Origin of the sequence: Actinocrispum sp. NPDC049592, from assembly GCF_040675465.1 — a bacterium.
GTDB lineage: Bacteria > Actinomycetota > Actinomycetes > Mycobacteriales > Pseudonocardiaceae > Kibdelosporangium.
This window is the reverse complement of sequence record NZ_JBFAPA010000010.1, coordinates 60,835-84,662: the sequence shown is the minus strand read 5'-3', so window position 1 is coordinate 84,662 and position 23,828 is coordinate 60,835. Positions and strand designations below refer to the sequence as shown.

Below are 23,828 nucleotides of genomic sequence, written 5' to 3'. Positions count from 1 at the left end.
CCTTGCGCCACCGAGTCGGTCGTCCGGCGGGCGGTGGACGCGATGGTCGGCTCGGGGATACCTGTCCAACGTGAACTGGTGGCAGTTCAGCGCATGACCAGCCTTCCCGGACGAGGAGGTCCCGCTCGAATGTCCACTGTGGATCGTCGCGCGGTGGTGCTGCTGATGAGCGTGAGCTTCACGACCGGGATCGCCAACCGGGACATCGGCACGGCGCTGGACGGCGACGGCAGCGCCACGTTCGGTGTCATGGTGCTGCTCTGGGCGCCGAGCAGCAACACCCGGCAACCAGTGGACCGTCACGGCGGTCCAGTCCATTTCCCCTGTGTCCGAAGGGAGTACAGCCATGCCCGGAACCCTGCTCCGGCGCGTGTGCACCGCGGTCGCGGTCGTCCTCGCCGCCGGCGGTGTCGTGGGGGTGACACCCGCCCAGGCCGCCACGTCGATCACGATCAACGGCGCGTCGGGTGGTCGTACGTTCGACGGTGTTGGCGCGGTCAGCGGCGGTGGGGGCAACAGCCGCCTGCTGATCGACTACCCCGAGCCGCAACGCGGCCAGATCCTCGACTACCTGTTCAAACCCGGCTCCGGCGCGTCCCTGCAGATCCTCAAGGCGGAGATCGGCGGTGACACCAACTCCACCAGCGGGGCGGAGGCCAGCCACGCCCACTTCCGCGGCGACCTCAACTGTGACCGCGGGTACGAGTGGTGGATCATGGAGCAGGCCAAGGCCCGTAACCCGAACATCAAGCTGGTGGGCCTGCCGTGGGGCGCACCGGGCTGGATCGGCAACGGCACCTTCTACTCCAACGACCTGGTGGACTACCTCCTGTCCTGGCTGGGATGTGCCAAGCAGCACGGGCTGACGATCGACTACCTCACGCCCGTCCAGAACGAGAAGCAGTGGAACGCGGACTGGATCGTCACCATCCGCAACGCGCTCAACGCCAAGGGGTACAGCAACGTCAAGATCATCTCCGGTGACTCGTGGCCGGGAGACTGGGGACCGGCCGGCCCGATCTCGAGCAACACCGCCTACCGCAACGCGGTCGACGTGCTCAGCGCCCACTACACGTGTGGCTACCTGAGCGCGCAGACCTCCTGCGGTGTCCCGTCGAACGTCGCGAACTCCGGTAAGACGCTGTGGTCCAGCGAGAACGGCTCCCAGGACTACAACGACGGTGCGAAGCCGCTGGCCCGTGGCATCAACCGGGTCTACCTCGACGCCAAGATGACCGCGTACCTCAACTGGGACCTCATCGCCGCCGTCACCCCGAACATCCCCTGGCCTACCGTGGGGCTGATCCTGGCCAACCAGCCGTGGTCGGGCTGGTATTCCGTCGGCAAGGACACGTGGGCGCTGGCGCACACCACCCAGTTCACCGCGCCGGGGTGGAAGTACCTCGACTCCTCCAGCGGCTACATCGGGGGGAACCGCAACAACGGCAGCTACGTGTCCCTGAAGTCGCCCAACAACAGCGACTACAGCACGGTCATCGAGACCATGGACGCCACCTCGGCGCAGACGCTGAACGTCAACGTCACCGGCGGGCTGTCCACCGGCCAGGTGCACGTGTGGGCGACCAACCTCAACTCCAGCAACCCCGCGGACTTCTTCGCGCACACCACCGACATCACCCCGTCCGGAGGCGCGTTCTCCCTGACCGTCCAACCCGGATACCTCTACAGCATCACCACGACCACCGGGCAGGGCAAGGGCACCGCGACGAGCCCGCCGCAGGGTTCGCTGAACCTGCCCTACAGCGATGGCTTCGACGGGTACGCGGCCGGCAAGGAGGCCAAGTACCTCATGAACATGGAGGGCGCCTTCGAGATCACCGGCTGTGGCGCGGGCCGCTCGGGCATGTGCGTGCGCCAGGCCTCCCCGCAGCAGGCGATCCCCTGGAAGACGAGGACCGACCCGTACGCGTTGCTGGGCAACGTGGCCTGGAGCAACTACACGGTGTCGGCGGACGCGCTGCTGGAGAAGGCGGGGTACGTCGAGCTGATCGGCCGCGCCGGCGGGCAGGACACGGGCAACCAGGCCGCGCTGAACGCCTACTACCTGCGGGTCAGCGACACCGGCGCCTGGTCGATCCTGCGCAACAACACCAGCGCGCAGGTCACCACGCTGCGTAGCGGCACGACCGCCGCGCTCGGCACCAACCGCTGGCACGCGTTGTCCCTCGGCTTCTCCGGTAGCACCATCACCGCCAGCATCGACGGCACCGTCGTCGGGACGGTGACCGACACCACGCTGTCCGCCGGTCAGGTCGGGCTCGCCACCAGTCAGGGCGAGACCGCGCAGTTCGACAACCTCGCCGTCGCCGGCTCGGGTGGCGGGACGACATCGGCGCTGCGCAACAACAACGCCGGCCGGTGCCTGGACGTCCCGAACGCGTCCCAGACCAACGGCACGCAGGTGACGCTGTGGGACTGCAACGGCGGCAGCAACCAACAATGGACGGTCAACACCACCAAGCAGATACAGGTGTATGGCAGCAAGTGCCTGGACGCCGAGGGCGCCGGCACCGCACCTGGCACCAGGGCGATCATCTGGGACTGCACCGGTGGCGCGAACCAGCAGTGGAACGTCAACGCCGACGGCACGGTCACCGGTGTCCAGTCAGGGCTCTGCCTCGCCCCGAACGCCGGCGGGACCGCGAACAGTACGCCGGTGACCCTGCAGACCTGCAACGGCGGCAACGCCCAGAAGTGGACGCGATCATGAGGAACGTACGCGGGATCAACCCGGCCGGCACGATCACGGGTGCCCGGTCCGGGTTGTGCCTCGACGTAACCGGTGCGTCCACTGTGGACACAGCGCTGGCCCGGCCGTGGACGTGCAACGGCGGCGGCGACCAGCGATGGACGACGGGATGGCCGTGATGGACCTGCCCATCGACCGCAGGCGTTTTCTCACCGCTGCCACGTTGACCGCCGGGGCCGCGGCTGTGCCCGGTGGGTTGGTGTCCGGTGCGGCCGCGGCGGCCGTACCGCCGCAGATCACCCTGCCAGAGCGGGGTATCTACGACATCAGCCCGGCCACGTCCTGGACGGACGGTTTCCTGACCGGCAACGGTGAGTACGGTGCCACGTTGTACGGCGCGCCGACGCTGGAGAAGGTGATCTTCAACTACCACCGCCTCGTACTGCCCAACGGTTCCCGATCGCTGACCCCGCCGGTGATTTCGGGACGTCTGCAGGGTGTCCGGGACAAGGCGCTCGCCGGTGACTACGCCGGCGCGAACCGGGACTTCGCGGCCGGCTGGTCGCTGCGCTGGACCCAGACCTACCACCCGGCGTACGAGCTCCGGATCGCGGCGCCGGACATGACCACGGCCAACGACTACGGCCGCGTGACCGACTTCCGCACCGGCGAGGTCACCGCCAGTTGGACCGACGGCAACGGCACGTGGACCCGCCGAGCGTTCGTCTCCCGCGCCGACCGCGTGATCGTCCACGAGCTGACGCCGGCGCCCGGCCGGACGATCGACGCGACCCTGAGCGTGAACACCGCGTTGGACGGAGTGCCCGGCAGCGTGGGCTTCACGATCCGGGCCACCGTCGGCAACGGTTCCGGCTACCTGAACCTGCGCGGCACCTATCCCTCCGGGCAAGGCGCGTTCGGCTACGAAGGCGTCACGCGCGTCGTCCCGACCGGAGGCACCGTCGCCGCCAGCGGGGCCACCATTGTCGTTTCCAGAGCGACGCGGCTGCTGCTGCTCACCAAGCTCGACCGGTACGAGACGCCGAACGCGTGGGACTCCCAGCCGCTGCACGCGGCGCTGGCCGCGGTCGACACCGACTACACCGCGCTGCGTGCACGGCACACCGCGGTGCACACCGCCTGGTACGACCGCTCCCGGCTGGACCTCGACGTCTCCGCCGCCGACCGGGGACTGCCGGTCAGCGAACTGATCACCCGGCAGAACAACAACAAGAGCGTCATCGACATCGCGCTGCTGGAACGCCTCTACGACTCGGGGCGGTACCTCTTCATCAGCTCCAGCGGGATCCTGCCGCCGCGACTGACCGGGATCTGGACCGGCACGTGGACCGGCGCCTGGGCCGACGACTTCACCACCGACGCCAACATCAACCTCCAGGTCGCCGGCGGCAACATCCTGGACACCCCCGAGGCCATGCAGGGGTACTTCACCCTCGTCCTCGGCCAGCTCGCCCAGTGGCGCACCAACGCGCGCAACCTTTACGGCGCCCGAGGTTTCCTCGCCCCGTCCCGGACCGACGGCGAGTACGGGCACATGCTCCACTTCGACGGCGGCTTTCCCGGCCAGGCCTGGACCGGCGGCGCCGACTGGTTGCTCCACCCGCTCGTCGAGTACTGGGAGGTCACCGGCGACCAGGCGTTCCTGCGGGACAAGCTAGGCCCCGCGTTGATGGAACTGGCGCTGTTTTACGAGGACTTCCTGACCCGGACAGACTCTGGCGGCAAAGTCGTGTTCGTGCCGTCGTTCTCGATGGAGAACGCGCCCGGCAATACCCGGGTATTGTTCTCCGTCAACGCGACCGGCGACATCATGGCCGGCAAGCACGCGCTCCAGGCCGCCATCGCGGCGGCCAACGCGCTCGGCGTGGAGCAGGGCAGCGGCCAGGGCGTCCAGCGCTGGACGGCGTTGCTCGGGAAACTGCCCGCGTACCGGATCAACGGCGACAACGCCCTGGCGGAGTGGTCCTGGCCGAGCCTGGGCGACAACTACAACCACCGGCACGTCCACCACCTGTACGGCGCCTGGCCGCTGCACGAGATCACCCCCGAGACCCGGCCCGACCTGATCGCACCCGCGTTGCGGGCACTGGAACTGCGTGGCGACGAGAACCTTTCCGCCCACGGGAGCCTGCACCGGGCGTTGGCCGCCGCCCGGCTGAAGGACGGCGGGAAGGTCTACGCCAACCTCCGCAAGATCATCGGCAACAACATGGTCTTCCGGTCGCTGATGACCTCGCACAACCCGAACCTGGAGACCTACAACGCCGACGCCGCCCACGCGATCCCCGGTGTGCTGGCCGAGGCGTTGCTCTACTCCCGGCCGGGCGTGCTGGAGATCCTCCCGGCCCTGCCCGGGCAACTGGCCAAGGGCTCGATCACCGGTGTGCGGGCGCGTGGCCAGATCCGGGTCCACAGTCTCAGCTGGGACCTGTCCGCCCGCACGGCCACGCTATCCGTGACCTCAGCGATCAACCAGGACCTCACGCTGATCAGCCGCCGGGGCATGACATCCGTGACCACGACGGCGCCCGTCACCACATCGCCACTGGGCGCCAACGCAAGAGTTGTGTCCCTGACGGCGAACCAGCGCACCGACATCACCGTCTCCCTTTCCCCGCCCCAGCAAAGCGGGTACGTCAGGCTGGTCAACCGGCGCAGCGGCAAGGTTCTCGACGTCACCGGCAACGGAACGGCCGACGGCGTCAAGGTCGTCCAGTGGACCTGGTCCGGCGGTGCCAACCAGCAGTGGCAGCTTCTGTCCAATCCGGACGGTTCGGTCCGCCTGGTCAACCGCAACAGCGGCCGGCTGCTCGACAGCCCGGCCGGAGGCGGCCAGGGCACCCAGCTGGATCAGTGGCAGGACACCAACAGCGACAACCAGTGGTGGAAGCTCGCCGACACCGGTGACGGCTACTACCGGCTCGTCAACGTACGCACCGGTCTGTGTGCGGACGTGGAGGGCGGCTCGGCGAGCGACGGCGCCCGCGTGATCGAGTGGGCCGCCAACACGGGCACCAACCAGCAGTGGCAGATCGTCGACGGGTGACCCGATCGCCCTCGTTTCTCGCCAGGAGACCGGACAAGGAGCGCATGATGCATGCCAATGGTGAGGCGCCATCGCCCTCTCCACGACGCCGCACCTGGCGGTCTGGCATCGTCGCCGCGACGGCGATGATCCTGCTCGGCGGCGGCGTTGCCGCGGTCACCACCAACACCGCCGTGGCCGCCACCGTCGACACCAACGCCTGGTACCTGCTGCTGAACCGCAACAGCGGCAAGGCCCTCGACGTGAACGGCGCCTCCACGGCCGACGGCGCCAAGCTCGTCCAATGGTCGCGCACCAACGCCACCAACCAGCAGTTCCAGTTCGTCGACGCCGGCGCCGGCTACTACAAGGTCCGCGCCCGCCACTCGGGCAAGGTCCTCGACGTCTACGGCAAGTCCACCGCTGACGGCGCCGCCGTGGTGCAGTGGCCCGACAACAACGGCACCAACCAGCAGTTCAGCCTCGCCGACTCCGGCAACGGCTACATCCGGCTGATCAACCGCAACAGCAGCAAGGCCGTGGAGGTACAAGGCCAGTCGACCGCCGATGGCGCAACGGTCGACCAGCGCAGCGACTCGAACGGCCCCAGCCAGCAGTGGCAGCTCATCCTCCTCGACGGCGGCAGCACTCCTCCACCACCCGGCTCGGGTCCCCGGCAGAAGGTCAGCTTCGACCGGGAGTGGAGGTTCGTCCGTTCGGATGTGCCGGGTGCCCAGAACCCCGACTTCGACGACTCGACGTGGGTCCCCGTGGCCCTGCCCCACGACTTCGACGCCCCCTACGACGTAGGCGGTGCCAAGGGTGGGGAGTCTTTCCACGTTGGTGCGGGCTGGTACCGCAAGCACTTCACCGTTCCCCCGTCCTGGGCCGGCAGGCGCGTCGAGTTCGAGTCCGAGGGGGCGTTCTCGGTCACCGACGTGTGGGTCAACGGGACCAAGACCGGTACGCACCGAGGCGGCTACACCGGATTCGTCTTCGACATCACCAACTCGATCCGTTCCGGTGACAACGAGATATCGGTGCGCGTGGACAACAGCTGGCGGCCGGACCTCGCCCCCCGGACGGGCGACCACCAGTTCAGCGGCGGCCTTTACCGCGACGTCTTCCTGAACGTGACGGACAACGTCCACGTCGCCTGGTACGGCACCTTCGTCACCACGCCCGCGCTCACCAACCCGGGCTGGGACACGAGCAACGCGGCGTACTACCGCAACATCGACCTGTCGCAGTACCCGAGCGACACCGATCTGCGCGCGAACATCGCGGCCCGCCGCTCGAACGTGAGGGTGCAGACGGAGGTGCGCAACGACGGCTCCTCGGCGATCGACGTCTACGCCCGCCAAGAGGTACGCAAGCAGGGCTCGAACACCGTGCTGGCGACGTTCGACTCGCCCGTACGGACTCTCGGCGCGGCGACCACGGCGACCCTCGACGCCCTGAGCGGATCCCTGTCGAACACCGCCGGCATGGTGCAGAACCTCGATCTCTGGGCGCCGAACAACCCCGCGCTGTACACGGTGACCACTTCGTTGGTGGTCGACGGCACCGCGGACGGGACGATCAGCGACGGCACCGTCGTCGACTCCTACGACAGCACTTTCGGTTTCCGGAGCGCGCAGTGGAAGGTGGACGGCTTCTACCTCAACGGAGTCAAGACCTTGCTGGTCGGGGCCGACGTGCACCAAGACCACGGTGGCTGGAGCAATGCCGTCACCAACTCGGGATTCGAGCGCGACGTCCGCTACGTCCGCGAGGCCGGCATGAACTTCATCCGGGGGTCGCACTACCCCCACGACCCGTCCTTCGCCGACGCCACGGACAAGCTCGGCGTCATGTTCTGGTCCGAGAACACCTTCTGGGCGACCGCCACCGCAGGTCTGGAGCCCACCCCGACCGGCAGTGCCAACGACTACCGGGCGGACGGCTATCCGCAGAAGACGGCCGACCAGCCGGGCTTCGAACAGAGCGCCATGGACTCCCTGCGCGACATGATCCGGGTCAACCGCAACCACCCCTCGATCATCAACTGGTCCATGGGAAACGAGGTGTTCTTCACCTCTTCGGCCACCCTGAACAAGGCCAAGGCGCTCGTCAGCAACCTGCGCGACTACTCCCACCAGCTCGATCCGACCCGCAAGGCAGCCATGGGCGGCGTGCAACGCAGCTCGCTCGACCAACTCTCGATCTGTGACGTCGCCGGCTACAACGGCGACGGTGGAAAGATCACCAACACCTGGATGCCGAACGTCGTCTCGGAGTACGGGTCGTACACCTCCGACCGGCCCGGTACCTACGATCCGACGTACGGCGACATCAGGGATCCGTCCGATGGGACCAGGTTCAGGCTCACGACCGGAAGCGCCGGACTGGCCATCTGGGCCGGCTTCGACCACGGCACCATCTTCGGCGCGGACCTCGCCCGGATGGGCATGATCGACTACTACCGGCTGCCGAAGGACCAGTGGTACTGGTACCGGGCCAACAAGGCGAGGTGGTCGGGCACCACCACCATCGCCGACCCCACGCCCGTGGCCCGCGAGCAGTCCACGAACGCAACCGCGACCAGCATGACGCTGGCGGCCGGGAGGTACTCGTCAACCACGATCACCGACGACGGCACCACGGACACCCAGCTCGTGGTGACGATGCGAAACGCCTCGGGCGCGTGGGTCAGCGATTCCCGCGCCGTCACGCTGACCGTGACCAGCGGTCCGGGCATCCTGCCCGGCGGCAAGTCGTACACCTTCACCCCGGGTACGCAGGAGTTCAACGGGAAGGCGGGGATCGAGTTCCGCTCCTACTACGCCGGCACGACGACCATCACGGCGAGGTCGGCGGGTCTGCCCGACGCCACCGTCACGATCACCACCACCGACACGGCCGGTGCCGTGGGCGAGACCGAACCCGCCAACTTCGGCAACTCGGCCCGCTGGGGTTGAGGTTGTCGCCTGCCAGCCATCGTGACGGGCCCCGGCCACGTCGGTGAGTATGACGAGCGGCAGCGTAGGCGGTCGCGTTGTTCTCGATGGTGATGGACTAGACCAAAGATGTATTGCTTGCGGCGCTTGGGGTGAATGGACTGGACAAGTTGGTGTGGGGTGGACTAGGCAGGAGAGGCCGCTCGACGTACTCGTCCGCTTGCCTGCCTGGGAGTACCGATGAAGCGTTGCGCGGCATCCGTGATCGTGGCCATGATCGCCACGTTGGCCGGTGGCACACCGGTGAGGGCCGATAGTCCGCTCGTGGCGCCCGTTCAGCGGGACACCGGCGCCGTCACTCTCATCACCGGTGACAGGGTCATCGTGACCGCCGAGCACCAGATCGTGTTCCGGCGTGGACCGGGACGCGAAGGCATCCCGTACACGCGAAAGGTCGTCGCCGGGAAGGTCTCGGTGGTCCCGTTCGACGCCGAGCGGTTGCTCGCCAGTGGGGCGCTGGACCCGAAGCTGTTCGACATCACCGACCTGCTCGCCACGCGGGATCGGGCCGTGCTGCCGTTGATCGTCCGATATCGCGCGCCGGGTTCCCGCAAACTCAAGGGCGCCCAGGTGAAGCGGGAGCTGCCGTCGATCAACGCCGTCGCGATGAGTGTCCGCCAGGCGGACACGGCGGGCTTCTGGAAGAGCATCAACCCCCAGGCGCCGATGCAGGCCGACCGGCTGCCGGCCGGGGTCGAGAGAATCTCGTTGGACGGCACGGCGCGTCCGCTGGATGTCGAGAGCGTCAAGCAGATCCAGGCTCCCGCCGCGTGGCGGCGTGGGTTGACCGCCAAGGGCGTGAAGGTCGCGGTCCTGGACACCGGGGTGGACGCGAAACACCCGGACATCGCCGGGCGGATCGTCGAGACCCGCGACTTCACCGACAGCTCCGATGGCGTCAAGGACTCGATCGGGCACGGCACCCACGTTGCCGGGATCATCGCGGGGACAGGGCCGCAGCCGGGTGTCGCGCCGGGCGCCACTCTGATGATCGGCCGGGTCTGCGCGGACACCAGTTGCGAGGACTCGGCCATCATCGCGGGCATGGAGTGGGCGGCCAAGTCCGGCGCCAAAGTGGTGAACCTGAGCCTGGGCGGCGATCCCACCGACGGCACCGACGAGTTGTCGCAGGCGCTGAACACCCTCAGCGAGAAGTACGGCACGCTGTTCGTTGTCGCTGCGGGCAACAGCGGCGCTGCCGGCACGGTGAGCGCACCGGGTTCCGCCGATGCCGCGTTGACCGTGGGCAGCGTGACCAAGGACGGCCAGCTCAGCTTCTTCTCCAGCCGCGGCCCCCGGGTCGGCGACTTCGCGGTCAAGCCGGAGATCACCGCGCCGGGCTACGCCATCACCGCCGCGCGGGCGGCGGGCACGAACCTGGGCCTACCGCTCGATGACCGGTACACCCAGGCCAGCGGCACGTCGATGGCCACGCCGCACGTGACCGCCGCGGCGGCGATCGTGGCCGGGCAGCACCCCGGCTGGACACCGGCGCAGATCAAGGCCGCGCTGGTCAGCACGGCCGATCCGGTCGACGGCGCCGAAGTCGTCGAGCAGGGCGTGGGCACCGTGAACCTCGATCGATCGACCGGGCAACAGGTCTACGCGTCGCCGGCGACGGTCAACCTCAGCAGGACGCCGACCGGTGTGATCACCTACCGCAACGACAGCGGCCAGCCGGTCCACCTCACCCTGAACGCCCCCAACGGGATCAAGCTGGACCGGCACGAGGTTCTGCTGCCCGCGCGAGGCGAGGCGAAGGTCACCGTGACCGCGAAGTCGGCGAACGACAACGGCGCCCTGATCACCGCGCGTGCCGGCCAAACCGTTGTCAGGACTGCTGTTTCGGCACATCGTGCGGTAACGAGCCAGCACATCGTGGTCAACGCGATCGACCGCAACGGCGAGCAGAACGGCAAGGGGTTCGGCTTCAGCGTCGTGTTGGCCAACCACGACACTCGTGAGTACTACCTCGGGTTCGTCGCCGATGGCCGCGCCCTGTCGAGCGATGTGCCGCAGGGCCGGTACACGGTCTTCTCGTGGATCCCGTCGGCCAACCCGGCACGCCCGCCGTGGGAGCCCGCGTTCACGTTGGTGGCCAAGGAGGTCACGCTCGACCACGACATCGAGACGACCCTCGACGGCCGGGCGGCCGGGCAGGTCGCGATCACGCTCAACGACACCGAGGGTACCGGTCCGGTCGGCATGGCGTTCGGGATGACCGGCATGAATCCGTGGGCCATGCAGTCGGTCGACGAGACTTATGTCGTTCCCGCAACGACTCCCGGCATGGTCTACACCCAAGCGCAGTACGTGCGCGGGGTCGTGGGCAGCACGACGTGCGGCCCGGACGGCGTGTCCGTGTGCAACATCGGGTTCGCGAGCGACGACAAGATCGCCCTTGACCACCCGGTGATCAGCGACCGTGATCTGGCGGCGGTACGCGGAAGTTATGGCGCGGCCAACGGCACTGGCACCGCCGACCGCGTCGACTTCGCCCATCGCCCGGGCGCGGTCAGCGCACCGCCGGCCGAGCCGATCAAGGACGACGAGATCACCCTCCCGGGCACGCTGATGTCCTACTTCCACAGCACCGGTCCGGTCGAATGGCTCTCGGGCCTGTTCCAGACGTCTCCGGTATTCGCGCAGGCGCAAGGCCAACGAGGACGGCCGTACACCGCAAGCAGTAAGTATGAGGAGACCTGGCTGTCGGGCGTGTTCGGTCCGGCCGTGTCCGCGCACCCGGTCAGCCGGAACGGCAACCTGATCGACGCGCCGCTGCCGCTGATGTCCGACCCGATCGCGGGCCGCTACGGGTACGTGTCCAGCTGGGACGGCGAAGGGCGCACCGAGCTCTACCGCGACGGCACGCTCGTCACCGGTGAGCTGAGCCCGGACGGGTCCGTTTTCCAGGTACCGCCGGACCGCTCGCGCTACCGGTTGGTGGCCCGCGGCAGCCGCGACGCCGAAACTTCCACTGTGGTCGAAGCCGCGTGGGAGTTCCAGTCGCAGTCCACCAGGGACGCCACGGAGTTGCCGATGCTCTCGGTCATGTTCGCGCCCGAGTTGGACGAGACCGGTTCGGCTCAGGCAGGCCGGGCGGTGCTGGTTCCGCTGACCATCGACCGGAGCAGGACGGCTTCCACGGTCCGGAACGTGACCGTGGAAGTGTCCTTCGATGACGGTTCACAGTGGACGAACGTGCCGGTTGTCGTGGTTGGTGACCGGGGTGTCGCGCTGATCCATCACCCGAACGGAGCCGGGTTCGTGTCGTTGCGGGCAAGCGCCCGCGACACCCATGGCAACACCGTGAGCCAGAAGATCATGCGTGCATACCGCTTGCGACCCCGGTCGCCCTGATCAGCCACCCCCAGGTATTCGCGCGGAAGCTGCTATCGCTGCGCTCCGCGTGCGACGTGAACTCGTCGATCTTCCCCTGCCTACGCTGACCGGCAGGTCCGGCCCTCTTGTGCGGTACTGCCTGACCGCGCAACCAGCCTCATCGTGAATGCGGTCCTCAGGTCTGTCACTTGTGATCTGCGGCACAGGTTTCGCAACCCGGGTCTCGATCGACGGTCCACTGAGGTACGAATGCGCGCATGGCCGAACAGCGCGATTTCCCTCGTACCGTGGTGGCGTTCTCTGCGTTCGTCGTCGCCGTCTGCGCGGTTGTGTTGACGATCAAGGGGATGAGTACCGGCTTCGCCTCGGGCAAGCAGCAGCGGGTGCTGGACCCGGAGGCGGTGACGAAGCTGGTGACCAACGAGGCCGGGTCCACGAGGGACGGAGCGACCCCCAAGGTGTCCTGCCCCGTCTCCGTCGTGGTGGAGGTGGGCAGCAAGTTCGACTGCCGGGCCGACACTGGCGTCACCACGGAGTACTTCCAGGTCACCATCATGGACGAGCAGGGCTCTTTGTCCATCAGCTCGCGCTGAGGACCACCAGAGATCTCCCAATCGTCCCGCCGAGACCGCACATTCGTCCACAATGGACATGTTGTGGTGTCCAGGATGTGCCGAATTGCGGATGGACCGTGGCTGGTCGCTGGGGGAGCTGGCACGGTACAGGCATCAGCCGGCCGACCCCGTCGCGGCTGGAACGAGCGGAAATGAGCCCGACGACGGCTGTTGCGGTCCGTCGGCTTCCAGGAATGGGGATGCCTGCCAGGCGTCGCCGACCTGGACGGGGTGATCCACGACGTCGTCTTCGTCGGCCGACGGGTCGAGGACGTCAGGGACCGCTCGTAGTCCCGATCGGGAACTCCTCGACGCCGAGCACCCGCAACAGCTGCAGGCGCTCGCGGGTTTGGTCGTCCGCGGGGGTGAGCACCACCAGCTCCTGGCGCTGGTCGGGAGTGACCAGCGTTTCGCAGTCCATCACCATGCGGCCCACCCGTGGGTGCAGCAGGGTTTTGCGGTCGGCGCGCCGGACGGCGACCTCGTGCTCGGCCCAGAGCCGCCGGAAGTCGGTGCTCACGGCCTGCAACCGGTCGACGAGTCCCGTGACGGTGGGATCGCCGGACCGGCGGCCGGCGGCCGCGCGCAGGTCGGCCACGAACTGACGAGCCCGATGCTCCTGCTCCTCGGGCGGGCATCCGGCGCGGACAGCGGGGTCGGTGAACCACCGGTGCACGACGTAGCGCTGATCGCCGGAGAAGCCGGTGAGGTCGCCTGCCAGCAGGACGGCCGCCTGGTTCTGGGCGAGGACCTCGCCCAGGTCGGACAGCACCAGGGCCGGGATGTCGACGAGCAGGTCGAGCATGCGCACCAGGCCGGCCCGAGCCAGGCGAGCCACCCCGTCGGCAGCCGGCGGATGCTGGCCGGCCAGGTGGAACAGGTGGTCGCGCTCGTCGTCGGACAGGCGCAACGCCCGGGCCAGCGCGGCGAGCAACTGGGTCGAGGGCTGACTGCTGCGGCCCTGCTCGAGGCGTACGACGTAGTCCACCGACATGCCGGCGAGCATGGCCACCTCCTCCCGCCGCAGGCCGGTGGTGCGGCGGCGCGGGCCGTCCACGATGCCGACCTCGCCCGGCCGGATCGCCGCGCGGCGGCGGCGCAGGAAGTCGGCGAGCTCGTCACGTCGCATGGCTCCATGGTCCCGCCCAGCGGTGAACCCATCCAGGGAGCCGCACTCCCACGATGAACGCTCCGCTCCCATGCGTCGCGGCACGGGCCCAAGGTGGGGGACAGATCGACGACGGAGGAGAACACGATGCAGACACGAACCCTGGGCCACACCGGACCGGCCGTTTCCGTGCTCGGCCTGGGAGCGATGGGTATGTCCGGCGCCTACGGCGCGGCCGACCGCGAGGAGAGTGTCGCCACCGTGCGCGCCGCGGTGAAGGCCGGCGTCACGCTGATCGACACCGGTGACTTCTACGGCATGGGCCACAACGAGTTGCTGCTTGCCGAGGCCCTGCGTGGCCGGGATCGGGACAGCTACCGGCTGAGCGTCAAGTTCGGCATGCTGCGGGGGCCGGGCTCCGAGTTCGCCGGGCCGGACAACCGTCCCGAGGCGGTGAAGAACTTCCTGGCCTACTCGCTGACCCGGCTGGGCACCGACCACATCGACATCTACCGCCCCGCCCGGCTGGACCCGGCGGTGCCGATCGAGGAGACGGTGGGCGCGATCAAGGAGATGATCGACGCCGGTCATGTGCGGCACCTCGGTCTCTCCGAGGTGGATGCGGCGACGATCCGCCGGGCACACGCCGTGCACCCCGTCGCCGACCTGCAGATCGAGTACTCGCTGATCTCCCGCGCGGCGGAGGCGGACATCCTGCCGACGCTGCGGGAGCTGGGCATCGGCCTGACCGCGTACGGCGTCCTGGGCCGCGGCCTGATCTCCGGGCACTGGTCCGCCGGCCACACCGCCGGCCCTGGCGACAGCCGCGGCTTCAGCCCGCGGTTCTCCAGCGGGAACGTGGAACACAACCTCACCCTCGTGGAGGCGCTGCGCCAGGTCGCCGAGGCGAAGGGTTGCACCGTCGCGCAGCTGGCCATCGCCTGGGTAGCCGCACAGGGCGAGGACATCGTGCCGCTGGTCGGCGCCCGCACCCGCGACCGGCTGGCCGAGGCGATGCCCGCGGCGGAACTCGACCTCACCGCGGCAGACCTCGCCGAGATCGAGAAGGCCGTGCCGTCGGGCGCGGCGCGCGGCGACCGGTACCCGTCCGCGTTCATGGCCGGCCTCGGCGTGGGGAACTGAGCCGGAGCTGGGTCTCAGCGGAGCGTCACGGTCACCATCATCGATGCCGGACGAGCACTGCTCGCGGACGTGCTGCCCGGTCATGTCGATGTCGTCAGCGGCCTGCTCGTCGCGCCGCTGTCGCACGACGACGTGACGACCCTCGCCGCGCTACTCGCGCCGGTGCGGGAGCACATGCGCTCGGCGTCACCCCGCTCCGCGGCGCCTCGGCGCCGCAAGGGCCGAGCGTGAACCCTTCGCGGGCAGCGAGCGAAGTGCCGCACGATGGTGCGCGCCCGCACGGACGAACGCACTGTGTGGTCACCGATCGAGTGGCTACCGTCCTGAATGGACACTCGACATCGGCCGTGCCACAGGCCATCATCGTCGCCATGATCGGACGGATGCACCACGTGGTCCTCGACTGCCCCGACCCCGCAGCCCTCGCCGCGTTCTACTCGGAACTGCTGGGCCAGCCCATCACCTACCGGAGCCACGACTGGGTCGTGGTCGCGGACAACGAAACCTCCTCCGGTCTGGCGTTCCAGCTTGCCCCCGGCCACCAGGCGCCGACCTGGCCGGATCCCGCTGTGCCGCAACAAGTCCACTTCGACCTCATGGTCGAGGACCCGGCGGCCGCCGGACCCCGCGTCCTGGCACTGGGCGCGGCCGAACTCGACGGCGAAGACGTTTACGCCGACCCCGCGGGCCATCCGTTCTGTCTCATCCGCAGACCCCCATGGGCGCCGCCGATCCCGGATTCCCAGCACGGCGGCACCCAGGCCTTCGGCTGATCAGGCGCACAGACATCCAGCCAGGATGCGGGTGTCATCGGCGGATGCGGTGCAGCTGTGGCCAATTTCCGGCTTTGCTCAGCGGGCTACTTCGCTGCCGGGCAACCCAGCACTGCCGTCGTGCGTCCCAACGGATGTGGGGAGATCGAGTTCCATGATGTCGCGCGCCTCATGACCGACGAACGCGCCGGGCCGGCAGCGCGGCGGATCGACGTGACGCGACTGCCCGAGGACGTCGTGGAACTCATCGACACCCTTGGACCCGGCGAGGACCTGGTCATCACGCGGGACGGCACCCCGGTCGCGGTGGTCTCGAGCACGGGCGGCGCGCTGGACGGGACCATCGACCCTGGCTCGCCAGGCACGACCGCCGAACAACCGCTGGTGGACTACGACAACGTGACAGTCGTCGCCACCGCGATGAAGCTGTCGGCCGCTGCCCGGACGTCACTGTCCGCCGGGCTCGGTGCGGATTACATCGTGCTGGATCTGCACGCGGCGCCGGTGACAGCCGATGTGCTGCTCGTGCCACCGGTCAGTCCACAGTTGATCGGGAGCCTCCGGTCGATGTTTCCGAAGGCCCGCGTCGTCATCGCCGAAGTCGAGGACGACGTCCTCGGCGTCAGCTATCACGGCCCGGTCCGCCGCATGCTCGACGCGGGCGCCGACACCTACCTGACCTCGACCACCATCCAGCGCCTGGCCAAGCAACTCGACCACACCATCACCCAGCGCCACCAGATCGGCGACGGCACAACCGTGCCACTCGAGATCGAGCCCTCCCGAGGCCGCCACCTCCCAGGATGAACGCTCGCCATCCGGCTGGGAGCCGACATTGTGGACAGCTCCTTCGGCGGCGGCCGGTCGGACTGATGAGCACTGCGGGGCCCTGGGCAGTAACTTCCAAAATCCGGCAAGACGGAACAAACGGTATTTTGCATCGTTGGCACAACGTTGGAAACTCGCCAAGTTGCTACGTTCGGGGGATGCGTTGTCCAGTGGACAATCGTCAGATTCGTAGCGTCCCCCGTGATTCACCGGCGAATCCAGCGAGGTGCCCTGTGTCGCGCTCTTCGTTGTCGTCCCGTCTGTTTCTGTCCGGAGCACTCGCTGTCGCCGTCGTGTGCGCGCTCGCGGTGGCCACGCCGACGCGGGCCCATGCGGCCACGAACGTCGTCACCGATGGGCATGCGCGGTTCGAGGTGCTGACACCGACGCTGATCCGCCTGGAGTACGCCGGGGACGACGCGTTCCAGGACAACACGACCTTCAACGCCGTCAGCCGGAACATGCCGGTGCCCGCGTTCACCACGACCGTCACCGGCGGCGTCCGGGAGATCCGCACGGCCGGGATGACGTTGCGGTACCGCCAAAGCAGCGGTCCGTTCACCTCGGCCAACACGTCGGTTCAGCTCGCCGGCACCGGCACGACCGGGGCGCCGGCGTTCCCGTCCTATTGCGCCTTCGGCGCGGCCTGCCAGGCGGAGAACGGGCTGTTCGGCGGCGACGCCTCCGCCGCCTACGACCACCGGAACTACAGCGGCTCGGGTTTCCTGGCGGGCTTCACCAAGCAGGGCTCGAGCCTCGTCCAGGACATCTCCGGGGTCCCGGCCGCGGGCAACTACCAGCTGACCGTGCGCTACGCCAACTCCGCGGGCGGCGACGGCCAGAACGTCACCAGGACCCTGTCGTCCTCAGTGGACGGACGAGCCGGGCCGGCGTTCTCCTTGCCGGTCACCGGTTCCTGGGACACCTGGGCGACCGCGTCGGTCACGCTCAACCTCGGCGCGGGCACCCACACCATCCGAATCGGGCAGGACGCGGGTTACTCCGGCAACGTCAACGTGGACAGCATCGCCCTGACCGCCACCGGTGCCGGTTTCCCCGCGGCCGACCAGAGCCTGCTGACCACTGCCTACGGCGCGGGGCCGAGCAATTCACTGGGCGGCTGGGACCGGTCGCTGGACAACCCCGAGGCGGTGCCGGCTCCGGAGCATCCGGGCATCCTCAACCGCGGCGGCTGGTACCTGCTCGACGACACCCGGACCGCGCTGCTCAACGCCGACCACACGGTCACCGACCGCCCGTCCCACGGCACGCAGCCCTATCAGGACGGTTACCTGTTCGGCTACGGCCAGAACTACAAGCAGGCGCTGGGCGATCTCAACGCCCTCACCGGCGGCACCGACCTGCTTCCCCGATCCGCGTACGGTGTCTGGTACTCGCGTTACTTCGCTTACACCGCAAGCGATTACCAGAACACGCTGCTGCCGGCGTTCCGGTCCACGTTCACCCCGATCGACTGGCTGGTGGTGGACACCGACTGGAAGGCACCGTCCACATGGAACGGGTGGAACTGGAACCCCGCGCTGTTCCCCGACCCGCAGGGCTTCATGACCTGGGCCGGGCAACAGGGTCTGTCGGTGTCCATGAACATCCACCCGTCCATCGCCGGTGACGACCCGAAGTTCGCGACGGCCAGCCAGCAGGCCGGTGGGCTGCCGGCGGACGGCGGCAACCAGTACCACTGGGACTGGACCAATCCGGCGCACCTGCGGTCGTACCTGAACGTGCACGATCCGTTCGAGCAGCAGGGTGTCCGGGAGTGGTGGCTGGACTACTGCACCGGCTGCGGCGCATCACGGGCGTCCGATCCGCATGTGGCGGCGGACAACGTCATCAACCAGGCGTACGCCGACGACGCCACCGCACGCGGGCTGCGTGGATTCTCCTTCGCCCGGATCGGCGGCGCCGAACAGGGCGGGATTCACAGCAACTACGCGCTGGGGCCGTGGTCGGAACGGCGCAACACCATGCAGTTCACCGGGGACACCCCGATGACGTGGGACATGCTGGCCTTCGAGGCGCGGTTCACCCCGGATGAGGCCGCAGCCGGGTTGAGCAACGTGAGCCATGACATCGGCAGCTTCCACGGCGGGCACCTGCCGGACGACCTGTACGCGCGCTGGGTTCAGTTGGGCGCGTTCCAGCCGATCCTGCGGCTGCACTCCGATCACGGCGACCGGTTGCCGTGGAACTACACCGGTGCGGCGGCCACCAGCGCGGAGCGGTTCCTGCGGCTGCGCGAATCCCTGGTGCCGTACACGTACACGTTGGCGCAGCAGGCCAACAAGACCGGCGTGCCGATCACCCAACCTCTGTACGTGAACTACCCGTCGAACGAGGACGCCTACACGCATCCGCAGGAGTACCTGTACGGCGACAACGTCCTCGTCGCGCCGATCACCTCGTCGAACGGATCGGTGAGCGCGTGGATCCCGCCGGGCACGTGGACGAACTACTTCACCGGCAGCACGTACACCGGCCCACAGAACGTCACGCTGTCCGCCCCGCTGACCGAGATGCCGGTGCTGATCAAGTCGGGTGGCATCCTGCCGGCCCGGACCGACTACGTGGAAAACCAGCAGCAACCGTTGTCGCAGTTGACGTTGACCGTCGGCGCCGGTGCCAACGGCAGTTTCTCGCTGTACCAGGACGCCGGTGAAGGCAATGGGTACCGGTCGGGACAGTCCAGCAGCACCCCGGCCACCTGGAACGACGCCAACCGGACGCTCACCGTCGGCGCCACCACCGGCAGCTACCCGGGAGCCACCACCTCCCGCGCGTACACACTGCGTCTGATCAACGCGTCCGCCCCCACCGCGGTGTTCGTCGACGGCGCGCAGGTGCCGGAGACCGCGTGGTCGTACAACTCCAGCAGCCGCACGGTCACCGTGACGACCGCGAGCCTTCCTGTCGCCGGCGCACACACCATTACCCTGTCCGGCAGTGCGACGGGCAACCCGCAGGCGGGTGAAGTGTTGTCCGCCAACGGAACGTGTCTGGCCGTGCGCGGCGGGGTCGCCAACGACGGCCAGCCGATCGAGCTGAACCCGTGCGACCACTCCACCGGCCAGCAGCTCACGCCGCCCGTCAACGGCACGGTCCGGGTGTTGGGCAAGTGCCTGGACGCCGCCGGTGGCGGGACCGCCAACGGCACCCCGATCCAGCTGTACACCTGCAACACCACCGGCGCCCAGAACTGGCGCCTGCAGGCCAACGGCCAGCTGGTGAACCCGGCATCCGGCCGCTGCCTGGACAACCCCAGTGGCAGCACGACGTTGCGGCTCTTCGACTGCTCGACCGCGGCCGGCCAGGTCTGGAGGTTCCCGCCGACACCGGTCACCGGCCCGGGCGGGCAGTGCGTGGACGTGTCCGAGGCGGATCCGGCGTCCGGCACGGCCATCCAGCTCTACGGATGCAACCAGAGCGACGCCCAACGCTGGTCCATCCCCGGTGACGGCACGGTCCGGACCCTGGGCAAGTGTCTCGACGTGGTCCACGGCGCCACCGGCAATCGCACCCCGGTGCAACTGTGGGACTGCAACGCGACCGGCTCGCAGACGTGGATCAGCCAAGCCAACGGCACCTTGCTCAACCCGCAGTCCGGCCGGTGTCTCGACGACCCCGACGGTGCGGGCAAGGCCGGTGACCACCTCCAGATCTACGATTGCAACAGCTCGTCCGCCCAACAGTTCCGCCTGGGTACCTGACTGTTCCGTCGCCGTTCGGCCAGAGGCACAACATGATCGCCGTCGAACCGAGAATCCCTATCGCGCCGCCTATTTCATCCGCACCCGATGACCTGGCTGCTGACCGACGCCCGGCGGCCGTACCTGTGGAAGCGGGCCAGCCCGGCGACCTGGACCACGATCGCCGGGAAGGCCTTGGGCCACGCCAGATCCGCCGCGGACGCCCGAGCGCAGGCGGTGATTCACCTCAGCTTCGCGACCTGCACCTGTAACTGAACCGCTGCGACCAGGCGATGGACCACGCGGCCCGGTTACTCACCCTGACCCGCGAGTCGGAGTGGCTCGACGGCATCGCGACCGCGCACACGATCCGGACCGCATGCTGTGGCGTGTGGCTGGCTCGCCGAGGCCGAGCGGCTCACCCGCCGGTCGCTTGACTCCACCGGTCCGGACCAGCTGAGCATCGCGATCCGGCTGAGCAACCTCGGGGACATCGGGTACCACCTCGGCCGCCTGGACGACGCCGGCGCCACCTCACCGAGGCGATGGCCATCAAACACCGCTTCACCGAGCCGGAGACGTTGCAGCGCATGGCAATCCTCCTGCGCGACACCGGCGAACCCGACGAAGCCGAGGACCTCCACGAGCAGGCGATCAGCCTCGCGCAGCAGATCAACGAACGCGGGATCCAGGCCGAAGGGCTCGTCGGCCTCGCCCACGCGGTCTCCGCCGGTGGCGACACCGATCGGGCATGGGGCCACCTCGAGCAAGCACTGGCTGGTTTTGTCCGTCAGTTGCGACCGCGTTTCTCCGTGCCAACCGACCGCACGGCCTTCGTCGAGAAGGGTTGTGTTCGCGAGAACGGACCGCGCCTGGCGCCCAGCCCGCGAAGGGGGCATGCTTGGGCTTTCCTCGATCCCTGCCTCTCCCGGCCGTCGCGAAGGCGCAGGTCCAGGTGGAGCGCCCGGAGCAAAGCGGAGGACGTACGACCTGGAGGTGCGGCGAGTACCGGCCACGCTTGATCGCGAGGAAGGCAACGGTGCGGTCGAAACTCGTCGACGTTGATCATGCCAGTGATCAACTTGTGCGGTCAGAACTCGCAGACACAATCACACTGGCCATCGTCTACGAATGCCGTTACCGCTTTGTCGAAACCCAAGCCCTGGCCCTTCGCAGCACACTCACGCCGCCTCGGCAGTAGTCGGGGTGTGCCCACGCAGACCGACGCCGACCCGGCGGATGAAAGTTTCCGGTGGGGCCGAGATCGCCGAGCGGCGCGTCAGAACCCCCACATGCTGGCATCTCTCGCCCGAGGCGCTCCCGGGGAAGGTTCGCCACACCACCCCGATGTTCGTCACTTTCTTGACGGCCGTCGACAACATGCCTATCTTCGCCGCCGCGGGAACCCACAGCCGGAGGTCGACATGACTGGAATCAGAACGGCGCTCGTGACACTTGCCAGCACCCTGTTGGTCGCGATCACCGGGGTGGTGCTCGCGCCGCAGGCGTCCGCGGCGGCACTGGTGGAGGTGACCGGGTTCGGCAACAACCCGGGCGGGATGCGCATGCACATCTACGTGCCGGACTCCCGCCCCGCCAAGCCCGCGATCGTGGTCGCCATGCACGGCTGCGGCGGCTCCGGTCCCGGTTTCTACTCGGGCAGCCAGTTCGCGTCGCTCGCCGACCGGTACGGGTTCATCGTCATCTACCCGAGCGCCCAGCAGCAGGCGGGATTCGGCAACTGCTTCGACACCTGGTCCGAGGCGGCCAAGCACCGCGGCGGGGGCAGCGACCCGGTGTCGATCGTGTCGATGGTGACCTATGCCGAGCAACGCTACGGCGGCGACCCGAACCGGGTGTTCGCCACCGGATCGTCCTCCGGCGGCATGATGACCAACGAGATGCTCGCCCTCTACCCGGACGTGTTCAAGGCGGGCGCGGCGTTCATGGGCGTGCCGTTCAACTGCTTCGCCAACGCCGCCGACTACCCGCCCGGCAGCAGCAAGTGCACCGGCGGAAGCATGAACCGGACTCCGCAGCAGTGGGGCGACGCGGTCCGGCAGGCCTATCCGGGCTACACCGGTTCCCGCCCACGGGTTCAACTGTGGCACGGCACAGCGGACACACTCGTGCCGTACTCGCTGTTGCAGGAGGAGATCGAGCAGTGGACCAACGTGTTCGGGCTGAGCCAGACACCGACGTCCACCGACACCCCGCAGTCCGGCTGGAACCGTCGTCGCTACGCCGACACCTCCGGAACCGTCCAGGTTGAGGCGTACAGCATCCAAGGAGCCGGGCACAGCCTGCCGGCGAACGGCATGGCCGCCTACGCCATCGCGTTCTTCGGCCTGGACGGCTCCAGCACCCCGCCGCCACAGCCGGGCTCGTGCACCGTCGCGGTCACCGTGAACCCCTGGAACAACGGCATGACCGAGAGCCTCACCATCACCAACACCGGCACCACGTCCATCAACGGTTGGTCACTGGCGTTCACCCTGCCCAACGGGCAGACCATCACGTCCGGCTGGAACGCCACCTACTCGCCGTCCGCGGGGCAGGTGACGGCTCGCAACGTCACCTTCAACTCCGTGATCGCGCCGAACAGTTCGGTCACCATCGGCTTCCAGGCCACCCACACCGGGGACACCGCCAAACCGAACTCGTTCGCCCTCAACGGCATGTCCTGTGCCTAGGCTTGGCTGACCTGTCCAAAGTGGAACACACGGCCCCGCTGCGGGGGCAGCGCCATCACCTGATCCGGCGGTTTCGGCCGTCTCCACAAGCGGAGTCATCCGGCGCGGTCGAGCATGGGCGTCATGATCACCAAGTTCGCACGGATCCTCGTCATCGGTTGCGCGGCTCTGGGTCTGTTCGTCACGCCCGCTGTCGGGCTGGCGGCGACCGCGCCGATGGCCAAGCCGACCACGCTCGTGCTGGATGCCGGCGGCGCACAGGTCAAGCTGAAGAAGGGCAACAAGCTTTCGGTCAAGGGCAAGCTCGGCACCCAGGGCGACTCGCGTGAGCTGAGGCTCGGCCTGGACGTCTTCGCCCAGATCAAGGTCGGCGCGTCGGCCTGGGCCGACCTGACCTCCAAGTCCTGCCAGCCGAACTCGACGTTCAACCTGAAGCTGAGCGTCGACGTGTCCGCGGACCTGCGGCTGTACTTCCCCGGCACGGACCTGTACGCCTCGGCCACGTCGAACATCGTTGGCGTCGTCGTGATCTGACGGCAGAACAGTGGGAGCAATCCGATGCGCCGGATTGCTCCTACCTGCGTTCCTGCCGCTCAATCGCGGGTCAGCGCTTGGTTCACGCCCGCCTGCGTGTCAACACCGACGACACCGACGCCCACGCGTCCAGCTCGGCACCCTGCCGCGTGCCGGTCGTTCGCGCGCGGCATATGGTCGACGTCCTGGAGCGGGCGCATCTCGTCGAACCCCTTTCCCAGGGGCGATACCGGATGCACGGATTGCTGCGCGCGTACGCCGCCAACTCGTGATCGACTTCGACAGCCGCCTCGCGCGCCCCAAGCGGGCGGTCGGTGGGGGCGCCGGAGTCAGG

Annotated in this window: 19 protein-coding genes; 16 read left to right on the top strand and 3 right to left on the bottom strand. The window is 68.4% G+C overall.

Going from position 1 to position 23,828, the window contains the following annotated elements:
- Window positions 1–86 precede the first annotated feature (86 nt).
- Window positions 87–251 carry a hypothetical protein gene (locus AB0J95_RS25210; protein ID WP_364762368.1) on the bottom strand — a complete coding sequence of 55 codons (165 nt, stop codon included), beginning with the start codon at window positions 249–251 and terminating at the stop codon, window positions 87–89.
- A 95-nt stretch (window positions 252–346) separates the two neighbouring features.
- Here AB0J95_RS25210 and AB0J95_RS25205 point away from each other — a divergent pair, with 95 nt between their 5' ends.
- The 6 genes from AB0J95_RS25205 (at window position 347) to AB0J95_RS25180 (ending at window position 12,690) form a co-directional block, all read left to right on the top strand.
- On the top strand, window positions 347–2,731 hold the full coding sequence (locus AB0J95_RS25205; RefSeq protein ID WP_364762365.1) for a ricin-type beta-trefoil lectin domain protein: 2,385 nt from the start codon (window positions 347–349) through the stop codon (window positions 2,729–2,731).
- Entirely contained in the window at window positions 2,728–2,889 is a 162-nt protein-coding gene (locus AB0J95_RS25200) for an RICIN domain-containing protein (protein ID WP_364762362.1), read from the top strand. Before AB0J95_RS25205 ends, AB0J95_RS25200 begins: the two co-directional genes overlap by 4 nt.
- Complete coding sequence (locus AB0J95_RS25195) at window positions 2,868–5,777, top strand: glycoside hydrolase N-terminal domain-containing protein (RefSeq protein ID WP_364762359.1); 2,910 nt, start codon at window positions 2,868–2,870, stop codon at window positions 5,775–5,777. The genes AB0J95_RS25200 and AB0J95_RS25195 overlap by 22 nt, the downstream gene beginning before the upstream one ends.
- Before the next feature lie 47 nt (window positions 5,778–5,824).
- Window positions 5,825–8,716, top strand: a complete 2,892-nt coding sequence (locus AB0J95_RS25190) for an RICIN domain-containing protein (RefSeq protein ID WP_364762356.1) — start codon at window positions 5,825–5,827, stop codon at window positions 8,714–8,716.
- A gap of 219 nt (window positions 8,717–8,935) precedes the next feature.
- Window positions 8,936–12,115 carry a S8 family serine peptidase gene (locus AB0J95_RS25185; RefSeq protein ID WP_364762353.1) on the top strand — a complete coding sequence of 1,060 codons (3,180 nt, stop codon included), beginning with the start codon at window positions 8,936–8,938 and terminating at the stop codon, window positions 12,113–12,115.
- Between the two features lie 239 nt (window positions 12,116–12,354).
- A complete protein-coding gene (locus tag AB0J95_RS25180) occupies window positions 12,355–12,690 on the top strand; it encodes a DUF4333 domain-containing protein (RefSeq protein ID WP_364762350.1) in 336 nt (111 codons plus the stop codon).
- Between the two features lie 295 nt (window positions 12,691–12,985).
- Here AB0J95_RS25180 and AB0J95_RS25175 read toward each other — a convergent pair whose 3' ends face one another.
- A complete protein-coding gene (locus tag AB0J95_RS25175) occupies window positions 12,986–13,840 on the bottom strand; it encodes a helix-turn-helix transcriptional regulator (protein WP_364762347.1) in 855 nt (284 codons plus the stop codon).
- Window positions 13,841–13,966: 126 nt separating this feature from the next.
- Here AB0J95_RS25175 and AB0J95_RS25170 point away from each other — a divergent pair, with 126 nt between their 5' ends.
- From AB0J95_RS25170 to AB0J95_RS25145, 6 genes are all read left to right on the top strand, one after another.
- Window positions 13,967–14,962 carry an aldo/keto reductase gene (locus AB0J95_RS25170; protein WP_364762344.1) on the top strand — a complete coding sequence of 332 codons (996 nt, stop codon included), beginning with the start codon at window positions 13,967–13,969 and terminating at the stop codon, window positions 14,960–14,962.
- A 69-nt stretch (window positions 14,963–15,031) separates the two neighbouring features.
- Window positions 15,032–15,193: a hypothetical protein gene (locus AB0J95_RS25165; RefSeq protein WP_364762341.1), complete on the top strand. Its 162-nt coding sequence runs from the start codon at window positions 15,032–15,034 to the stop codon at window positions 15,191–15,193.
- A 140-nt stretch (window positions 15,194–15,333) separates the two neighbouring features.
- Window positions 15,334–15,735 carry a VOC family protein gene (locus AB0J95_RS25160; protein ID WP_364762338.1) on the top strand — a complete coding sequence of 134 codons (402 nt, stop codon included), beginning with the start codon at window positions 15,334–15,336 and terminating at the stop codon, window positions 15,733–15,735.
- 171 nt (window positions 15,736–15,906) lie between these two features.
- Window positions 15,907–16,542, top strand: coding sequence for a hypothetical protein (locus AB0J95_RS25155; RefSeq protein WP_364762336.1), 636 nt, complete (start codon window positions 15,907–15,909; stop codon window positions 16,540–16,542).
- Between the two features lie 254 nt (window positions 16,543–16,796).
- Window positions 16,797–20,288 (top strand): ricin-type beta-trefoil lectin domain protein, encoded by a 3,492-nt coding sequence (locus AB0J95_RS25150; protein ID WP_364762333.1) that lies wholly within the window; start codon window positions 16,797–16,799, stop codon window positions 20,286–20,288.
- 87 nt (window positions 20,289–20,375) lie between these two features.
- Window positions 20,376–20,543, top strand: coding sequence for a hypothetical protein (locus AB0J95_RS25145; RefSeq protein ID WP_364762330.1), 168 nt, complete (start codon window positions 20,376–20,378; stop codon window positions 20,541–20,543).
- 35 nt (window positions 20,544–20,578) lie between these two features.
- Here the strand turns inward: AB0J95_RS25145 and AB0J95_RS25140 are convergent, their stop codons facing one another.
- Window positions 20,579–20,986: a hypothetical protein gene (locus AB0J95_RS25140; RefSeq protein ID WP_364762887.1), complete on the bottom strand. Its 408-nt coding sequence runs from the start codon at window positions 20,984–20,986 to the stop codon at window positions 20,579–20,581.
- Between AB0J95_RS25140 and AB0J95_RS25135 the strand changes: the two genes are divergently transcribed.
- The 4 genes from AB0J95_RS25135 (at window position 20,870) to AB0J95_RS25120 (ending at window position 23,766) form a co-directional block, all read left to right on the top strand.
- Window positions 20,870–21,289 (top strand): tetratricopeptide repeat protein, encoded by a 420-nt coding sequence (locus AB0J95_RS25135; protein WP_364762865.1) that lies wholly within the window; start codon window positions 20,870–20,872, stop codon window positions 21,287–21,289. The genes AB0J95_RS25140 and AB0J95_RS25135 overlap by 117 nt on opposite strands.
- A gap of 402 nt (window positions 21,290–21,691) precedes the next feature.
- Entirely contained in the window at window positions 21,692–22,960 is a 1,269-nt protein-coding gene (locus tag AB0J95_RS25130; protein WP_364762327.1) for a PHB depolymerase family esterase, read from the top strand.
- 123 nt (window positions 22,961–23,083) lie between these two features.
- Window positions 23,084–23,494, top strand: a complete 411-nt coding sequence (locus tag AB0J95_RS25125) for a hypothetical protein (protein ID WP_364762325.1) — start codon at window positions 23,084–23,086, stop codon at window positions 23,492–23,494.
- Window positions 23,495–23,643: 149 nt separating this feature from the next.
- A complete protein-coding gene (locus AB0J95_RS25120; RefSeq protein ID WP_364762322.1) occupies window positions 23,644–23,766 on the top strand; it encodes a hypothetical protein in 123 nt (40 codons plus the stop codon).
- The last annotated feature ends 62 nt before the right edge of the window (window positions 23,767–23,828 follow it).

Bases quoted from the DNA above. Each gene is read 5' to 3' on its own strand.
- AB0J95_RS25210 (WP_364762368.1), bottom strand. From the start codon at position 251: ATGACACCGAACGTGGCGCTGCCGTCGCCGTCCAGCGCCGTGCCGATG.
- AB0J95_RS25205 (WP_364762365.1), top strand. From the start codon at position 347: ATGCCCGGAACCCTGCTCCGGCGCGTGTGCACCGCGGTCGCGGTCGTC.
- AB0J95_RS25200 (WP_364762362.1), top strand. From the start codon at position 2,728: ATGAGGAACGTACGCGGGATCAACCCGGCCGGCACGATCACGGGTGCC.
- AB0J95_RS25195 (WP_364762359.1), top strand. From the start codon at position 2,868: ATGGACGACGGGATGGCCGTGATGGACCTGCCCATCGACCGCAGGCGT.
- AB0J95_RS25190 (WP_364762356.1), top strand. From the start codon at position 5,825: ATGCATGCCAATGGTGAGGCGCCATCGCCCTCTCCACGACGCCGCACC.
- AB0J95_RS25185 (WP_364762353.1), top strand. From the start codon at position 8,936: ATGAAGCGTTGCGCGGCATCCGTGATCGTGGCCATGATCGCCACGTTG.
- AB0J95_RS25180 (WP_364762350.1), top strand. From the start codon at position 12,355: ATGGCCGAACAGCGCGATTTCCCTCGTACCGTGGTGGCGTTCTCTGCG.
- AB0J95_RS25175 (WP_364762347.1), bottom strand. From the start codon at position 13,840: ATGCGACGTGACGAGCTCGCCGACTTCCTGCGCCGCCGCCGCGCGGCG.
- AB0J95_RS25170 (WP_364762344.1), top strand. From the start codon at position 13,967: ATGCAGACACGAACCCTGGGCCACACCGGACCGGCCGTTTCCGTGCTC.
- AB0J95_RS25160 (WP_364762338.1), top strand. From the start codon at position 15,334: ATGATCGGACGGATGCACCACGTGGTCCTCGACTGCCCCGACCCCGCA.
- AB0J95_RS25155 (WP_364762336.1), top strand. From the start codon at position 15,907: ATGACCGACGAACGCGCCGGGCCGGCAGCGCGGCGGATCGACGTGACG.
- AB0J95_RS25145 (WP_364762330.1), top strand. From the start codon at position 20,376: ATGACCTGGCTGCTGACCGACGCCCGGCGGCCGTACCTGTGGAAGCGG.
- AB0J95_RS25130 (WP_364762327.1), top strand. From the start codon at position 21,692: ATGACTGGAATCAGAACGGCGCTCGTGACACTTGCCAGCACCCTGTTG.
- AB0J95_RS25125 (WP_364762325.1), top strand. From the start codon at position 23,084: ATGATCACCAAGTTCGCACGGATCCTCGTCATCGGTTGCGCGGCTCTG.